13 protein-coding genes are annotated in these 15,287 nt (G+C 64.4%); 9 read left to right on the forward strand and 4 right to left on the reverse strand.

Features of this window, described 5'->3' with window-relative positions:
* Positions 1 to 4: 4 nt before the first annotated feature.
* Positions 5 to 559, reverse strand: coding sequence for an HdeD family acid-resistance protein (locus EN824_RS10175; RefSeq protein ID WP_127869696.1), 555 nt, complete (start codon positions 557 to 559; stop codon positions 5 to 7).
* 177 nt (positions 560 to 736) lie between these two features.
* Between EN824_RS10175 and EN824_RS10180 the strand changes: the two genes are divergently transcribed.
* From EN824_RS10180 to EN824_RS10190, 3 genes are all read left to right on the forward strand, one after another.
* Positions 737 to 1,549, forward strand: a complete 813-nt coding sequence (locus EN824_RS10180) for a MipA/OmpV family protein (RefSeq protein WP_127276754.1) — start codon at positions 737 to 739, stop codon at positions 1,547 to 1,549.
* Between the two features lie 284 nt (positions 1,550 to 1,833).
* Positions 1,834 to 4,818 (forward strand): isoleucine--tRNA ligase, encoded by a 2,985-nt coding sequence (ileS, locus tag EN824_RS10185; RefSeq protein ID WP_135932198.1) that lies wholly within the window; start codon positions 1,834 to 1,836, stop codon positions 4,816 to 4,818.
* 432 nt (positions 4,819 to 5,250) lie between these two features.
* On the forward strand, positions 5,251 to 5,928 hold the full coding sequence (locus EN824_RS10190; protein ID WP_127276750.1) for a hypothetical protein: 678 nt from the start codon (positions 5,251 to 5,253) through the stop codon (positions 5,926 to 5,928).
* 36 nt (positions 5,929 to 5,964) lie between these two features.
* Here the strand turns inward: EN824_RS10190 and EN824_RS10195 are convergent, their stop codons facing one another.
* Positions 5,965 to 6,414, reverse strand: a complete 450-nt coding sequence (locus EN824_RS10195; RefSeq protein WP_127276748.1) for a nucleoside deaminase — start codon at positions 6,412 to 6,414, stop codon at positions 5,965 to 5,967.
* A gap of 180 nt (positions 6,415 to 6,594) precedes the next feature.
* On the opposite strand from EN824_RS10195, the gene EN824_RS10200 reads away from it, so the two are divergent.
* The 5 genes from EN824_RS10200 to EN824_RS10220 all read left to right on the forward strand — a co-directional run bounded on the left by EN824_RS10200 (position 6,595) and on the right by EN824_RS10220 (position 12,905).
* Entirely contained in the window at positions 6,595 to 8,604 is a 2,010-nt protein-coding gene (locus tag EN824_RS10200; RefSeq protein ID WP_127276746.1) for a pseudouridine synthase, read from the forward strand.
* The gene (gene rsmD / locus EN824_RS10205; protein WP_127276744.1) at positions 8,601 to 9,155 is read left to right on the forward strand and encodes a 16S rRNA (guanine(966)-N(2))-methyltransferase RsmD; all 555 of its coding nucleotides are present in this window, start codon (positions 8,601 to 8,603) and stop codon (positions 9,153 to 9,155) included. Before EN824_RS10200 ends, rsmD begins: the two co-directional genes overlap by 4 nt.
* A 119-nt stretch (positions 9,156 to 9,274) precedes the next feature.
* Positions 9,275 to 10,663 carry a pitrilysin family protein gene (locus tag EN824_RS10210; protein ID WP_127276741.1) on the forward strand — a complete coding sequence of 463 codons (1,389 nt, stop codon included), beginning with the start codon at positions 9,275 to 9,277 and terminating at the stop codon, positions 10,661 to 10,663.
* 2 nt (positions 10,664 to 10,665) lie between these two features.
* Positions 10,666 to 12,042, forward strand: a complete 1,377-nt coding sequence (locus EN824_RS10215; protein ID WP_127276739.1) for a pitrilysin family protein — start codon at positions 10,666 to 10,668, stop codon at positions 12,040 to 12,042.
* Entirely contained in the window at positions 12,039 to 12,905 is an 867-nt protein-coding gene (locus EN824_RS10220) for a patatin-like phospholipase family protein (RefSeq protein ID WP_127276737.1), read from the forward strand. The genes EN824_RS10215 and EN824_RS10220 overlap by 4 nt, the downstream gene beginning before the upstream one ends.
* Positions 12,906 to 12,986: 81 nt before the next feature.
* On the opposite strand, the gene efp is transcribed toward EN824_RS10220, so the two are convergent.
* The gene (gene efp / locus EN824_RS10225) at positions 12,987 to 13,556 is read right to left on the reverse strand and encodes an elongation factor P (RefSeq protein ID WP_127276735.1); all 570 of its coding nucleotides are present in this window, start codon (positions 13,554 to 13,556) and stop codon (positions 12,987 to 12,989) included.
* Between the two features lie 186 nt (positions 13,557 to 13,742).
* On the opposite strand from efp, the gene epmA reads away from it, so the two are divergent.
* Positions 13,743 to 14,789, forward strand: a complete 1,047-nt coding sequence (gene epmA, locus EN824_RS10230; RefSeq protein ID WP_127276733.1) for an EF-P lysine aminoacylase EpmA — start codon at positions 13,743 to 13,745, stop codon at positions 14,787 to 14,789.
* 26 nt (positions 14,790 to 14,815) lie between these two features.
* Here the strand turns inward: epmA and EN824_RS10235 are convergent, their stop codons facing one another.
* On the reverse strand, positions 14,816 to 15,232 hold the full coding sequence (locus tag EN824_RS10235; protein ID WP_127276730.1) for a VOC family protein: 417 nt from the start codon (positions 15,230 to 15,232) through the stop codon (positions 14,816 to 14,818).
* Positions 15,233 to 15,287 lie beyond the last annotated feature (55 nt).

Genomic DNA, 15,287 nt, shown 5'->3' on the forward strand with positions numbered 1-15,287 from the left:
GTTCCTACCTCTTCAATGCAAGACCGACGGCGATGAAGGTCCAGCCCTGGAAGATCAGGTCGATCGCCAGGAACAGTCCGAGCACCCACAGGCTGTTGACCGGCCAGCCCATGGCGATGATCAGGCCCGCGAGCACGCTGATGAGACCCGCCGCGACAATCCAGCCCCAGCCGCGCTCCGGGCGGTGGCTGTAGCCGACCCAGGCCCGCAGCGCGCCGGAAGCGACGAGCGCGACGGCCAGCAGGAAGGTCAGCACCGCCGAGGCCAGCAGCGGATTGTCGAAAGCGAAGAATCCGGCGACCGCATAAAGCAGTCCGCTGAGCAGCCAGTAGAAGAAGCGTCCCCAGGTCTTGACCCCGAAAGCATGCATGATCTCGATGATGCCGGCCACCAGCATCAGCCATCCAACGACATAGACGGAAGCCACCGTGGCGATGAACAGATTGCCGAAGGCGATGCCGCCGAGGATCAGCAGCACCACGCCCAGGCCGACGAACCATCCCCATTTGTCGCGCGTCTGGCCGATCGCGTTCTTCAGAGTATCGCCGTGCAAGGTCATGTCCATGCCTCCATTGAGGGCCGCCAGCATGCAAGGACGTTACCCTCGGCGCCAACCCGCGTCCAGCCGGTCGCGGACGCGATGGTGCAGGCAATGCGAGCCGGTTGTCTCGTCCTTAAATCAAATTTTACCAAAGCCTCGTCAAAGCTGTCGCCGTATCGCGTTAGTGGAGTGGCCATGAGTCCGGTCGGGAAGATTTCTGCAGCCTTGGCTACCGTCATGCTGGCTACGTCAGGCGCGGCCGAGGCCGGCGATGGCGCTTTCGGCTGGCTGTCCGGCGATTGGTATCTGACAGTCGGCGCGACCGGCATGGTGGCGCCCAATTTCGAGGGCGGCAAGAAGTACATGCTGAGCGCCCAGCCCATCATTTCGCTGGGCAAGGCCGGTCCCCAGGCGCGTTTCACGTCCCGCAACGACAATATTTCGCTGGCGCTCGTCGACGATGGCGGCGTCCGCGCGGGCCTGACCGGCAAGTTCCTGTTCTCGCGTGACGATGGCGATGCCGACGAACTCAAGGGGCTGGACCCGGTTCGCTGGGGCGGCGAGGTCGGCGGCTTCTTCGAATTCTACCCGACGGACTGGATGCGCGCACGTGCCGAATTGCGGCACGGCATCCGTGCCCATAATGGCTTTGTCGCTGATATCGCCGCCGATGCTTTCTACGACGTCACGCCGACGGTCAGGATTTCGGGCGGCCCACGCGTGTCTTTTGCCTCGGCTAACTATTTCGATGCCTACTATGGCGTCAACGCGCAGGAAGCCGTGGCCTCGGGGCTGAGCCAGTACAATCCCGGCGGCGGCCTGAAATCCGTCGGCCTCGGCGGCGCCGTGACCTGGAAGGTGACCGATCCGATGACCGCCAGCCTGTTTGGCGAATATTCGCGCCTCGAAGGTCCGGCGGCCGATTCCAGCCTGGTCAAGGAGCGCGGCGACCGCAACCAGTTCATGGTCGGCGTGTCGACCACCTATCGCTTCGACTTCAAGATGTAAGTGAATCGAACGAGACGCTTTATTCCTGCGCTCTTCTCCGCTAAAAGCCCAGCAATGACGAGCTTTTCGCGCCTTCGCGCGCCGACGATACGAATTACCAGCCCGGTGTTCCCGGCAGCCTGAAGGCTGTTGGAGCAGCCGGGACTATTGCGCGCGGCCTCTCGCACTTTTCCAGATCATCAAGGCATGTCGCCCAGAAGTGGCCCGGTTTGGGAAAACGGCATGCGTATAAAGTAAAATTCCAAGCCGCAAGCCACGTGGCCCGGCATGCACATGGCAGACCAATGACCGACCAAAACCAATCAACGATCGACTATTCCAAGACCCTTTACCTGCCGCAGACGGAGTTTCCGATGCGCGCCGGCTTGCCCGAGAAGGAGCCCGTGCTTGTCAAGCGCTGGCAGGACATGGACCTCTACCGCAAGCTGCGCGAGAGCGCGGCCGGGCGCACGAAATACGTGCTGCATGACGGCCCGCCCTACGCCAACGGCAACATCCACATTGGCCACGCGCTGAACAAGATCCTCAAGGATGTCATCACCCGCTCGTTCCAGATGCGCGGCTATGACTCCAATTATGTGCCCGGCTGGGATTGTCACGGCCTGCCGATCGAATGGAAGATCGAGGAACAGTACCGCGCCAAGGGCAAGAACAAGGATGAGGTGCCGGTCAACGAATTCCGCAAGGAATGCCGTGAATTCGCCGCGCACTGGATCTCGGTGCAGGGTGGCGAGTTCCAGCGGCTTGGCGTCATCGGCGACTTCAAGAACCCTTACACGACCATGGCCTTCCACGCCGAGTCGCGCATCGCCGGCGAATTGCTGAAATTCGCCATGTCTGGCCAGCTCTACCGCGGTTCGAAGCCGGTGATGTGGAGCGTCGTCGAGCGCACGGCGCTCGCCGAGGCCGAGATCGAGTACCAGGATTACGAGTCCGACACGATCTGGGCGAAGTTTCCGGTGGCCAATCTCGTCCTCGCCAGTGTTGTGGACGGGCAGCCGGCGGAGCTCGATCCGGACCTGAGCGGGCGCTCGCTTGACCTGCTGGATGCCCATGTCGTCATCTGGACGACGACGCCATGGACCATCCCTGGCAACCGCGCCGTCAGCTATTCGCCGCGCGTCGCCTATGGCCTCTACGAGGTGACGGCGGCCGAGAATGCGTTTGGCCCGCAGCCGGGCGAGAAGCTGATCTTTGCCGATGCCCTGGCCGAGGAAAGCCAGGCCAAGGCCAAGGTCACGTTGAAGCGCCTTCACGGCATCAGCGCAGAACAGCTTGGAAATCTTGTGCTTTCGCATCCCTTCAAGGGCCTCGGTGGCGGCTACGAGTTCCCGGTTGCGATGATCGCCGGCGAGCATGTCACCGATGATGCCGGCACGGGCTTCGTGCACACGGCTCCCGGCCATGGCCGCGAGGACTTTGATGCCTGGATGGATGCCGCGCCGGCGCTGCGCCAACGCGGCATCGACACCGAGATCCCGTTCACCGTCGACGATGCCGGCTTCTTCACCAAGGACGCGCCGGGCTTTGGCCCGGACCGCGAAGGCGGACCAGCGCGCGTCATCGACGACAACGGCAAGAAGGGCAACGCCAACCAGGCGGTCATCGACGAGCTGATCAAGCGCAACGCGCTGTTCGCGCGCGGCCGGCTGAAGCACAGCTACCCGCATTCATGGCGTTCGAAGAAGCCGGTCATCTTCCGCAACACGCCGCAATGGTTCGTCTACATGGACAAGGACCTCGGTGATGGCACCACGTTGCGCAGCCGCGCGCTGAAGGCGATCGACGAGACGCGCTTTGTCCCGGCCGCCGGCCAGAACCGTATCCGCGCCATGATCGAGGAGCGCCCCGACTGGGTGCTGTCGCGCCAGCGCGCCTGGGGCGTGCCGATCGCCGTCTTCGCCGACGAGGACGGCAACGTGCTGAAGGACGAGGCGGTCAACCAGCGCATCATGGACGCCTTCGAGGCGGAGGGCGCCGACGCCTGGTTCGCGCCCGGCGCCAAGGAGCGCTTCCTCGGCAATCACGATGCCTCCAAATGGCGGCAGGTGATGGACATTCTTGACGTCTGGTTCGATTCGGGCTCGACCCATGTCTTCACCCTGGACGACCGGCCCGACCTGAAGTGGCCGGCGGATGTCTATCTCGAAGGCTCCGACCAGCATCGCGGCTGGTTCCACTCCTCACTGCTCGAAAGCTGCGGCACCAGGGGCAGGGCGCCTTACGACACCGTCGTCACCCATGGCTTCACCATGGACGAGGATGGCCGCAAGATGTCGAAATCGCTCGGCAACACGGTCGTGCCGCAGGATGTGATCAAGCAGTCCGGCGCCGATATCCTGCGGCTCTGGGTGGTGACGACCGACTATTGGGAAGACCAGCGGCTCGGCAAGAACGTGCTGCAGACCAACATCGATGCCTATCGCAAGCTGCGCAACACCATCCGCTGGATGCTGGGCACGCTCGCCCATGACGATGGTGAGGACGTGCCCCTGGAGACGATGCCGGAGCTGGAGCGGCTGATGCTGCACCGGTTGGCGGAGCTCGACGAGGTGGTGCGCCAGGGCTACGACGCCTTCGAGTTCAAGCGCATCACGCGCGCACTGCTCGATTTCATGGTGGTCGAGCTGTCGGCCTTCTATTTCGATATTCGCAAGGACGCGCTCTATTGCGATGGCCCGTCGAGCGTGAAGCGCAAGGCCTCGGTCCAGGTGGTGCGCCATCTCTTCGACTGCCTGGTGAGATGGCTGGCGCCGATGCTGCCCTTTACCATGGAAGAGGCCTGGCTCGACCGTCATCCCGATGCGGTCTCGGTACATCTCGACCAGTTCCCGCACATCCCTGCGAATTGGAAGAACGAGGCGCTGGCGGAGAAATGGCGCAAGGTCAGGCAGGTGCGTCGCGTCGTCACCGGCGCGCTCGAGATTGCGCGTGCCCAGAAGGTGATCGGCTCCTCGCTGGAGGCTGTACCGGTGGTCACGATCAACGACGCGGCGCTCGAGGCGGCGATATCGGACGTCGACATGGCTGAAATGGCGATCACCAGCGATCTGGTCATTGCCCATGGCCAGGCGCCGCAAACCGCCTTTGCCCTCGACGATGTCAAGGGCGTCGCCGTGGTGGTCGAGAAAGCGGAGGATCGCGGACTGGTCAAATGCGCGCGTTCCTGGCGCTACACGGCCGATGTCGGGCAGGATCCGGAATTCCCGGATGTTTCGGCACGTGATGCCGCCGTGCTGCACGAGTTGAAGGCGCTGGGAAGGCTCTAGTGCCTGTCGCCCAAAAGTGCGTGCGGTTTTGGGATAAACGACAGGCACCAGATCAAGCGCGTGCCTGTCGCCCAAAAGTGCGTAGCGGTTTTGGGATAAACGACAGGCACCAGATCAAGCGCGTGCCTGTCGCCCAAAAGTGCGCAGCGGTTTTGGGACAAACGACAGGCACCAGATCAAGCGCGTGCCTGTCGCCCAAAAGTGCGCAGCGGTTTTGGGACAAACGACAGGCACCAGATCAAAGAAGTGCACAAATGCCACGCCGAACGGCGCAGATCCGCCCGTGCGTTGCCCTTAACGAGTGGTTGAGGTAAACACGCGAAACTCCGGAAGACAAATTGTCGCCGGATTTCCGTCGCAAGTGCTTGCAAGATGGGGACCGGATACAAAGCCGGTGCGATCGAGAGGCTGTCTAGAGTGGGACTTTTTGGCATGACCGAGAGATATAACGCGCGCCTTGCGCTGTTGGCGCCGCTTGTCGTATCGGGCCTCGCTTTGTCCGGCTGCATGGGCTCTCCGACCTATGGCACCGACAAGACCGCTGCCGAACAGTTGGCCGGCGATCTGACAGGTGCCGTGTCCTTCGCGCCGAAGCACAAGGACCCGATCGACTACAAGCCGCGTCCCACTCTGGTGAAGCCGGCACCCGGCCAGAAGGAAGCGCTGCCTGCCCCGCAGGAAAGCATTCAGACGGCGAACGCCGGCTGGCCCGAGTCGCCCGAGCAGCGCCGCGCGCGCCTGCGCGCCGACGCCACCGCGCACCAGAATGACCCAGCCTACCAGGCGGAGATCGTCGACGACGTGCAGACGGATCCGGCTTCGGTGAAAAGGGCGATGGCTGAATCAGGATCTAGCCACCCGCCGGCGTGGAAACCCGCCGATTCCGACAAGGGCCGCGCTGCCGAGATCCAGCGCCGCCTTGCCGAAAGCAAGCAGGGCGACCCCAATACGCGTAAATATCTCAGCGAGCCGCCATTGCCCTACCGTGTCGCCTCCGATGCCGCGCCGCAGAACGAACTCGGCGAAGACGAGTACAAGAAGGAGCGCCGCCTCAAGGCAAAGGCCGAGGGCAAGAAGGGCGGCTGGTTCGACTGGTTGCCGTCGCTGTAAGAACAGTCGCGCCGCCTTGTCGTGCGCGGCCTTGGCTCAGTCTCGACGCCCCCTGAAAAAATCCTTCAGCAGCAGGCCCGCTTCGGTTTCGGCCATGCCCGGATAGATATCGGGTGTGTGATGGCAGGTCGAAGAAGTGAAGAAGCGTACGCCGTTGACCACGGCGCCGCCCTTTTCGTCGGCGGCGCCGAAATAGAGACGGCGCAGCCTGGCGAAGGAGATGGCTCCGGCGCACATGGCGCAAGGTTCCAGTGTCACATAAAGATCGTGGCCGGTGAGCCGCTCGCTCGAGAGTTTGCCGCAGGCTTCACGGATCACCAGCATCTCTGCGTGCGCCGTCGGGTCGGCAAGCTCGCGCGTGCGGTTCCCGGCACTGGCAATGACCGTGCCGCCATTGGCGATCACCGCGCCGACCGGCACTTCGCCGCGCAAGGCCGCAGCTTCGGCCTCCTGCAGCGCCAGCGCCATGAAATCCGGCCTCTTCAAGCGGTTTGTCTTCCCATTATATCCTCGCCACCCGGCGGTGATCCTGTTATGGAGCGCATCAACCCGAAAATCGGACTCGATTTTCGGGAATGATCATGCGCCAAATCAAAAATGCTACAGCGTTCGTTGCGCGCCGAACGGATGTGCCACGCTGTAGCAGCGCAAACGGACAAAGGCCACATGGACGACAACGACAAGAAATCTCCGCGCAAAGGCGGCCCGGGCAGGAGTGGCCCGAAATCGGCAGGTGCACGTGGCCGCGACGCCAGCAAGGGCGGGAAGCCGTCCTTTGGTACGAAAAAGCCTTATGCTCCGCGTGGCGATCGGCCGATGGCCGCCGATGGGGACCGGCCGAAGCGGGACTTCAAGGGCGGTGACAGGCCGTTCAGCAAGGGACCGCGCCCAGAAGGCAAGCCTTACGAGAAGCGCGAAGGCCCGCGCAAGCCCTACGCGCCTCGCGGCGACCGTCCGATGGCGGCCGAAGGCGAGCGCAAGCCTTATGAAAAGCGCGAGGGGCCGCGCAAGCCCTATGCCCCGCGCGGCGAGCGTCCGATGGCCGCCGAAGGCGAGCGCAAGCCTTATGAGAAGCGTGAAGGGCCGCGCAAACCCTACGCGCCGCGCGGCGACCGTCCGTTTTCTGCTTCGGCCGACGGCGGCGAAAAGCGCTTTGACCGTCCCAAGCGTGATTTCGCGGATCGTCCGAAGCGGGATTTTGCTGACCGTCCAAAGCGCGACTTTGGAGGCGACAGACCCAAGCGTGATTTCGGTGATCGGCCCCAGGGTGCATCGGGCGGTGGTTTCAAGCCACGTCCGCGACCAGCCGAGGCAACGGAAGAAGCCGGCGAGCGCATCGCCAAGCGGCTGGCACGCGCCGGGCTCGCCTCGCGCCGCGATGCCGAGGAACTGATCGCCGCCGGCCGTGTCAAGGTCAATGGCCGGGTACTGGCCTCGCCGGCGTTCAACGTCATGCCCAATGACATCATCCATCTCGACGGCATGGAAATCCCGCCGATCGAACGCACACGCCTGTTCCTGTTCCACAAGCCGGCCGGCGTCGTCACCACCAACCGCGACCCCGAAGGCCGCAAGACCGTCTTCGACGTGCTGCCGGCCGAGCTGCCGCGGCTGATGACCATCGGCCGGCTCGATATCAACACTGAAGGCCTGCTGCTGCTGACCAATGATGGCGGCCTGTCGCGCGTGCTCGAACTGCCGGTCACCGGCTGGCTGCGCCGCTATCGCGTGCGCGTCCACGGCAAGGTCGAGGAAAGCGCGCTTGCCGGCCTGCGCGAAGGCATTGCCGTCGACGGCGTCTTCTACGGCGCCATCGAAGCCAGCCTCGATCGCGAGCAGGGCTCCAACGCCTGGCTGACGATCGGCTTGCGCGAGGGCAAGAACCGTGAGGTCAAGAACATCCTCGGCGCGCTCGGCCTCGACGTCACGCGGCTGATCCGCATCTCCTACGGCCCGTTCCAGCTCGAGGATCTCCCCGAAGGTCATGTGCTGGAGATCAAGGGCCGAGTGCTGCGCGACCAGCTTGGCGAGCGCCTAGTCGAGGAATCCGGCGCCAATTTCGACGCCGAGATAACAAAACCGTTTTCCAACCAGCCCGTGCGGCGCACCGAAGTCCGCGAGGCCGAGCCCGAACGGCCGAAGTTTACGCGAGACGGCGAGCGACGGCCGATCGGCGAGGGCGGGCTGATCAAGAACCGCAAACGCCGGGAAGGCAGCCGCGACGAGGCGCTCGGCAAACTGTCGACGAGTCCCGACAGAGGCGAGAGAGCAGAAAAGAGCTTCGGCGATCGCGGTCCGCGACCGGAGCGTGGCGGCTTTGGCGATAAGCCGCGTGGAAGTTTCGGCGACAAGCCGCGCGGCGGATTCGGTGACAAGCCTCGCGGCGGCAAGAAATCCGAACGCGAGCAACGGCCGATCGAGCCGCCAGGCCAGCGCAAGGCCAATGTCTGGATGGCGCCGGGAGCCCGGCCGATCGGCAAGGGCAGGGCGGAGGCCGATGCGGCCAAGGCGGCCGAGAACAAAGCGCGCAAGGCCTCGTTCAAGCCGTCATATGGCAAGCCCGCCGACAAACCAGGCGGTACGAAGCCGTTCGGCAAGCCGCGTGGCGAGCGTCCAGGAGGCGCCGGTGGCGGTGAGCGGCCGCGCGGCGGCCCCAAGGGTCCCCGCACAAGATGAGAATCGTCGGCGGTGAGTTTCGCGGGCGTCCGCTGGCGACGCCCCGCAGCAGCGCTATCCGCCCGACGACCGACCGGACCCGCGAGGCCGTCTTCAACGTTCTGGCGCATCGCTTCGCCGGGCAAGTGGAGGGCGCGCGCGTGCTCGACCTGTTCGCCGGCACCGGCGCGCTTGGTTTGGAAGCCCTGTCGCGCGGGGCATCCTATGGCGTGTTCATCGAGGAATCGGCCGAAGGCCGGGGCCTGATCCGCGACAATGTCGAGGCCTTCGGCCTGACCGGACGCACCAAGATCTTCCGCCGCGATGCAACCGGCCTTGGCGAGGCGGGCACGCTGGCGCCGTTCGGTCTCGTCTTTGCCGATCCGCCCTACGGCAAGGGCCTTGGCGAGCGCGCCCTGCGGTCCGCCAAGGATGGCGGCTGGCTGCGCCCCGGCGCGCTCTGTGTGGTCGAGGAGACGGCGGCGGTTCCCTTCGAGCCAGGCCCGGGCTTTTCCGTGCTCGATGAGCGCAACTATGGCGAGACCGTCATCCGCTTCATCGAGGCTGCCTGACAGGACCGCTTCAGCAGTGGCCTCTTTGCCGCCGCCTTTGCCGGCAAGATGACCAACAATTCACTTTGCTTGTCGCCAGCGCCTTGCCTATCGTCGCTGCATGAAAACCGGAGCCATCGATGACATCCAGGACTGAATGGCTGCGGCCGGCGCTGCTGGCGACCTCGCTGGCCTTGTTCATCGCCGGGCCTGTCCTGGCCGACAGTTCTGCGTCGCCCAAGACTCTGCCGGCCGAGTTCAAGGTCACGGATTTCCTGCTCGACAACGGCATGGAAGTGGTCGTCATTCCCGATCACCGCGCGCCGATCGTCACCCATATGGTCTGGTACAAGATCGGTAGCGCCGACGAGCCGCCGGGCAAATCCGGCATCGCCCATTTCTTCGAGCATCTGATGTTCAAGGCCACAGCTCATCACGCGGCCGGCGAGTTCGATCGCGCCGTCTCCGACATTGGCGGCTCCAACAACGCCTTCACCTCCTATGACTACACCGCTTTCCACGAGACGGTGGCCCCGTCGGATCTCGAGCTGATGATGAGCTTCGAAGCCGACCGCATGCGCAACCTCATCCTCACCGACGACGTCATCAAGACCGAGCGCGACGTGATCCTGGAGGAGCGCCGCTCGCGCATCGACAACAATCCGCAGGCCGTGCTCGACGAGGAGGTCGATGCCACACTGTGGCAGAACCAGCCATATCGAATTCCGGTCATCGGCTGGATGCAGGAGATGGAGCAGTTGAACCGCACCGACGCCGTCGCCTTCTACAACAAGTACTACCGGCCCAACAACGTCGTGCTGATCGTGGCCGGCGACGTCGAACCGGAAACGGTGAAGGCGCTGGCCGAGAAGACCTACGGCAAGGTGGCCCGCGGGCCGGATCTGCCGCCGCGGGTGCGCCCGGTCGAACCGGAGCAGAATACCAGGCGCACCGTCACGCTCTCCGACGCCCGCGTCAGCGTGCCGAGTTTCTCGACACAATGGGTCGTGCCTTCCTATCACACCGCCAAGCCGGGTGAGGCCGAAGCGCTCGATCTGCTCGCCGAGATTCTTGGCGGCGGCAACCGCAGCCGGCTTTACCAGGCGCTTGTCGTCAAGCAGGGCATCGCTTCCAGCGCCGGCGCTTACTTCCAGGGCACCATGCTCGACGACACCAATTTCACCGTCTATGGCGCGCCGCGCGGCGACGCCAAGCTGGCCGACGTCGAAGCCGCGGTCGATGCGGAGGTGGCGCGCATCGCCAGCGACGGCGTCACATCGGATGAGCTCGAAAAAGCCAAGGACCGCTATGTCAGGTCGATGATCTTTGCCCGCGACAAGCAGGATTCCATGGCCAACATCTATGGCTCGACGCTCGCCACCGGCGGCAATGTCCAGGACGTGCAGCAATGGCCGGATCGCATCCGCAAGGTCACAACCGACGAGGTCAAGGCCGTGGCCGCGCGCTATCTTGTGCCGGCCCGCTCGACGTCAGGCTATCTCTTGCCGCAGCAACAGGCGGGGAATTGATGATGATGAACGAGCATCTCCGCGCTTTTCCTTCTCCCGCAAGGGGAGAAAGGAAGGCCCTGCACGCCCTCGCGACCCTCTTCCTCTCCATCCTCTTCCTGGTCCTGCCGGCGCTTTCCGCCCGCGCCATGGAGATCCAGTCCGTCACCTCGCCGAAGGGCGTCACGGCCTGGCTGGTCGAGGACTATTCCGTGCCGGTTGTCGCCATCCGCCTCGTCTTTGGCGGCGGCTCGACTCAGGATCCGCCGGGCAAGGAAGGGCTGGCCAATCTGATGACCGGTCTGTTCGACGAAGGCGCCGGCACTCTCGATTCGGAAGCTTTCCAAATCAGGCTCGACGATGCCGGCGCCGAGATGAGCTTCGAGGAGACCCGCGATGGCATCTACGGCTCCATGCGCATGCTGGCCGAACAGCGTGACGAAGCCTTCGACCTGTTGCGGCTGGCGATCAACGAGCCGCGCTTCGATCAGGCGCCTATCGACCGCATCCGCGCCCAGGTCCTGTCCGGCATCATCGCCAACGAGAACGACCCAGACACGGTGGCGCAGAACCGATGGGCGCGCGCCGTCTATGGCGACCACCCCTATTCGCGCTCCGATCAGGGCACCAGGCAGAGCATCGCCGCCATCACGCAGTCCGATCTCAAGGCCCTGCACAAGGCGGTATTCGCGCGCGGCGGCCTGCATGTCGCCGTGGTCGGCGCCATCGACGCCGAGACGCTGAAGAAGAAGCTCGACATGGTATTCGGCGACCTGCCTCCGAGCCAGGCGCTCGCCCCTGTCGTCGATATCGAGCCCAGGCTGGCGCAGCATATCGAGGTCAATTACGACCTGCCGCAGACCTCGCTGCAGCTCGCCTGGCCAGGCGTGAAGCGCAACGCGACGGATTTCTTCCCGACCGCGCTGATGAACGAAATCCTTGGCGGCGGCACCTTCACCTCGCGTCTGTTCCAGGAGGTGCGCGAAAAGCGCGGGCTGGCCTACAGCGTCAATTCCTCGCTGGTAAACCAGGACCACGCCGACGCGCTGATCGTCACCACCGGAACGCGTTCCGACCGCGCCGCCGAGACGCTCGGCATCGTGCGCGACGTCGTCAAGCGGTTGGCCGAGGACGGCCCGACCGAGGCCGAACTGGCGGCGACCAAGAAATATATGATCGGCGCCTATGCGATCAACAATCTGGATTCGTCGAGTTCCATCGCCGCGACGCTGGTCGAGCTGCAGCTCGACGATCTCGGCATCGACTACATGCAGCGCCGCAGCGGTTACATCAACGCGGTGACGTTGGATCAGGTCAAGGCGGCGGCGAAGAAGCTACTGACGGCGGAGCCGACCATCATGGTGATCGGGCCTCCACTGGCGGGAGCAGGCAAGGGATGAGCCCCACCTTTGGCATAGCTTTCGGCGGCGGCGGCGCGCGCGGCCTGGCGCATATCCATGTCATCGAGGCGCTGGACGAGCTTGGCATCAAGCCGGTGGCGATAGCCGGCTCGTCGATCGGCGCCATCATGGGCGCCGGCATGGCCGCCGGCATGACCGGCAAGGATATCCACGACTATGCCCGCTCGATCCTTGGCCGCCGCGCCGAGGTGGCGAGCCGCATGTGGCGGGCGCGGCCGGGCACGATCGCCGAGGCCATGCAAAATGGTATCCGCGTCAGCCAGTTCAATGTCGAACGCATCCTCAAGGCGTTTCTGCCCGAGGCCATTCCCGAAACCTTCGCCGAATTGAAAATCCCGCTGAAGGTGACGGCGACGGACTATTTCGGCCACAAGCTCGCTGTCTTCGACGACGGCGACCTGCACTCGGCCCTTGCCGCTTCGGCCGCCATTCCCGCCGTCTTCCGCCCGGTGACGCGCGACGGCAGGCTGCTGATCGACGGCGGCATCTACAACCCCGTGCCGTTCGACCTGATCGAGAAGGATGCCGACATCATCATCGGCGTCGACGTGGTCGGCGCGCCGGAAGAGGCCGACCGCAAACAGCCGACCTCAGTCGACCTGATGTTCGGCGCCACGCAGCTGATGATGCAGTCGATCATCGCCAACAAGCTGAAACAGTGCCAGCCCGACATACTGGTCCGCCCGGCGGTGTCCAAATACCGGGTGCTCGATTTCCTGAAGATCGACGCCCTGATGAACGAGACGGTTGAAATCAAGGATCGGCTGAAGCGCGAGGTGGAGGCCGCAGTTGAACAGCGCGCCGCCAAAGCGAAAAAAAGAAGGGTTGCAGCCAAAGCGTGATCGCTATCAGCGACTACGTCTGCAAGACCGTGAGGGTTGTTTGTGCCGCCTCGGCGGTGAAGCAGTGCCGAGGGCTTACCCTCAGTCCTTCGCCCGCTCCACATAGGACCCGTCGGCGGTCATCACCACCACGCGGGTGCCAGGCGCGATGTGCGGCGGCACGGTGGTGCGCACGCCGTTGGAAAGCACGGCCGGCTTGTAGGAGGACGACGCCGTCTGGCCCTTGGTCGTCGGCTCGGTGTCGACCACTTCGAAGGTGGCGCGCTGCGGCAGCACCAGGGCTATCGCGATGCCGTTGAACTGCGACACCTGCACCGGCATGCCTTCCTGCAGATAGGGGGCTGCGTCGCCGACCACGGCTTCCGTCACCGCCACCTGGTCGTAGGTTTCCGGGTTCATGAAGTGATAGCCTTCGCCGTCGGCGTAGAGGAAGGTGTGCTCGCGCTCCTCGACATAGGCACGCTCCACCTGCTCGGTGGTGCGGTAGCGCTCCGACACCTTCACCCCGTCGCCGATGCGCCGCATGTCGAGCTGGGTCACGGGCGTGCCCTTGCCTGGGTGAATGTTTTCGGCAAAGAGGATCACATAAAGCTTGCCGTCCTTGTCGACGACATTGCCTTTGCGGAGCGAACTGGCGATGACTTTCACCACGGTTTTAAATCCTGCAAGAGTTGACTGGCGTTTGCCGGCTTGTGCGGCGCTGGATGGGGGCCTAGCGCATCTTGGCGCGAACCGCCAGCCCCCCAATGCGAACTGGCATGGGGCGAACTGGCATGGGGCGAACTGGCATGGGGGGCGAACTGACATGGGGCGCACCGCCATGCCTTCAATCCGCTCATGACCGCCGCGTCGCCCTGGTGGACGCCGCATGTCCACGCCGATCGCCGCCCGCGCCTTATGCTGCGCAACAAGCTGACGGCGGCCTTGCGCGACTGGTTCGCCGGTAACGACTTCATCGAGGTGGAGACGGCGGCGCTGCAGGTCTCGCCCGGTAACGAGGCACATCTGGCGGCTTTCGCCACGGAAGCGGTAGGGCCGGATGGCGTCCGCTCGCCGCTTTATCTCCACACCTCGCCGGAATTCGCCTGCAAGAAACTGCTTGCCGCGGGGGAGCAGCGCATTTTCAGCCTGGGTCCGGTCTACCGCAACCGCGAGCGCGGTCCTTTGCACCATCCCGAATTCACCATGCTCGAATGGTACCGGGTGGGCGAAACCTACGAAAGCCTGATGCGCGACTGCGCCGATCTGCTGGCGCTGGCCGCGACACGGGCAGGGGCCACGCGCTTTTCCTTCCGTGGCCGCGATTGCGATCCGTTCGCCAAACCGGAGCGGCTGACCGTGGCGGACGCCTTCAGCCACCATGCCGGCATCGATCTGCTGGCCACGGTCGCCGTCGACGGCGGCACGGACCGGGACGCGCTTCATGCCGCGCTGGTCCAAGCCGGCCTGCGCACAGCGCCCGACGACACCTGGGCGGATTTGTTCAGCCGCGTGATGGTGGAAAAGATCGAGCCGTTCCTCGGGCAGGGGCGGGCGACCATCCTGTGCGAATATCCGGTCGCCGAGGCGGCGCTCGCCCGTCCGAGCCCCGGGGATCCACGCGTCGCCGAACGGTTCGAACTCTATTGCTGCGGTGTCGAGCTCGCCAACGGCTTTGGCGAGTTGACCGACGCGGCCGAGCAGCGCCGGCGCTTTATCATCGAGATGGACGAGAAGGAGCGCATCTATGGCGAGCGCTACCCGCTGGACGAGGATTTCCTGGCTGCCCTTGCCATCATGCCGCAGGCCAGCGGCATCGCGCTCGGCTTCGACCGCCTGGCGATGCTGGCGACCGGCGCGCAGAAGATCGAGGCCGTTATCTGGACACCCGTCGCGACATCTTGAACGAGAGCCGCTACCAGGCTCTCTTTTCAATGCGCGAAAACCTGCTCCAGTGAGCGAAAACCCTTGAATTCCAGGGCGTTGCCTGATGGGTCGCGAATAAACAGCGTCGCCTGTTCGCCGGGCTCGCCCTGGAAGCGGACCATTGGCCGCTCCAGCCAGTCTATGTCGTCGCGCGCTTCCAGCCGCGTCGCCAGGCGCTGCCAGTCATCCATTAAGAGCACGGCGCCGAAATGCGGAATCGGCACCAAAATGCCGTCGACCTTGCCGTCACTGGCGGCTTGCGCGGCCTGCGGCCGCAGATGCGCCGACATCTGGTGGCCATAAAGGTCGAAATCGACCCAGGTCGCCGACGAGCGGCCGATCGCGCAGCCCAGCACCTCGCCATAGAAAGTTCGCGTTTCATCGAGATCACGAACCGGAAAGGCAAGATGGAAAGGCGTCATGGCGAAGGCTCCAGATAGGCAAAAACTGCGGCGTCCGCTCCTGGCGGGCGCTTCG

The organism is Mesorhizobium sp. M8A.F.Ca.ET.181.01.1.1 (assembly GCF_004792025.1).
In the GTDB taxonomy this organism is placed as follows: Bacteria; Pseudomonadota; Alphaproteobacteria; order Rhizobiales; family Rhizobiaceae; genus Mesorhizobium.

Excerpts from the sequence above, each read along its gene's own strand:
- EN824_RS10175 (WP_127869696.1), bottom strand. The coding sequence starts at position 559 with ATGACCTTGCACGGCGATACTCTGAAGAACGCGATCGGCCAGACGCGC.
- EN824_RS10180 (WP_127276754.1), top strand. The coding sequence starts at position 737 with ATGAGTCCGGTCGGGAAGATTTCTGCAGCCTTGGCTACCGTCATGCTG.
- ileS (WP_135932198.1), top strand. The coding sequence starts at position 1,834 with ATGACCGACCAAAACCAATCAACGATCGACTATTCCAAGACCCTTTAC.
- EN824_RS10190 (WP_127276750.1), top strand. The coding sequence starts at position 5,251 with ATGACCGAGAGATATAACGCGCGCCTTGCGCTGTTGGCGCCGCTTGTC.
- EN824_RS10200 (WP_127276746.1), top strand. The coding sequence starts at position 6,595 with ATGGACGACAACGACAAGAAATCTCCGCGCAAAGGCGGCCCGGGCAGG.
- rsmD (WP_127276744.1), top strand. The coding sequence starts at position 8,601 with ATGAGAATCGTCGGCGGTGAGTTTCGCGGGCGTCCGCTGGCGACGCCC.
- EN824_RS10210 (WP_127276741.1), top strand. The coding sequence starts at position 9,275 with ATGACATCCAGGACTGAATGGCTGCGGCCGGCGCTGCTGGCGACCTCG.
- EN824_RS10215 (WP_127276739.1), top strand. The coding sequence starts at position 10,666 with ATGATGAACGAGCATCTCCGCGCTTTTCCTTCTCCCGCAAGGGGAGAA.
- EN824_RS10220 (WP_127276737.1), top strand. The coding sequence starts at position 12,039 with ATGAGCCCCACCTTTGGCATAGCTTTCGGCGGCGGCGGCGCGCGCGGC.
- epmA (WP_127276733.1), top strand. The coding sequence starts at position 13,743 with ATGACCGCCGCGTCGCCCTGGTGGACGCCGCATGTCCACGCCGATCGC.
- EN824_RS10235 (WP_127276730.1), bottom strand. The coding sequence starts at position 15,232 with ATGACGCCTTTCCATCTTGCCTTTCCGGTTCGTGATCTCGATGAAACG.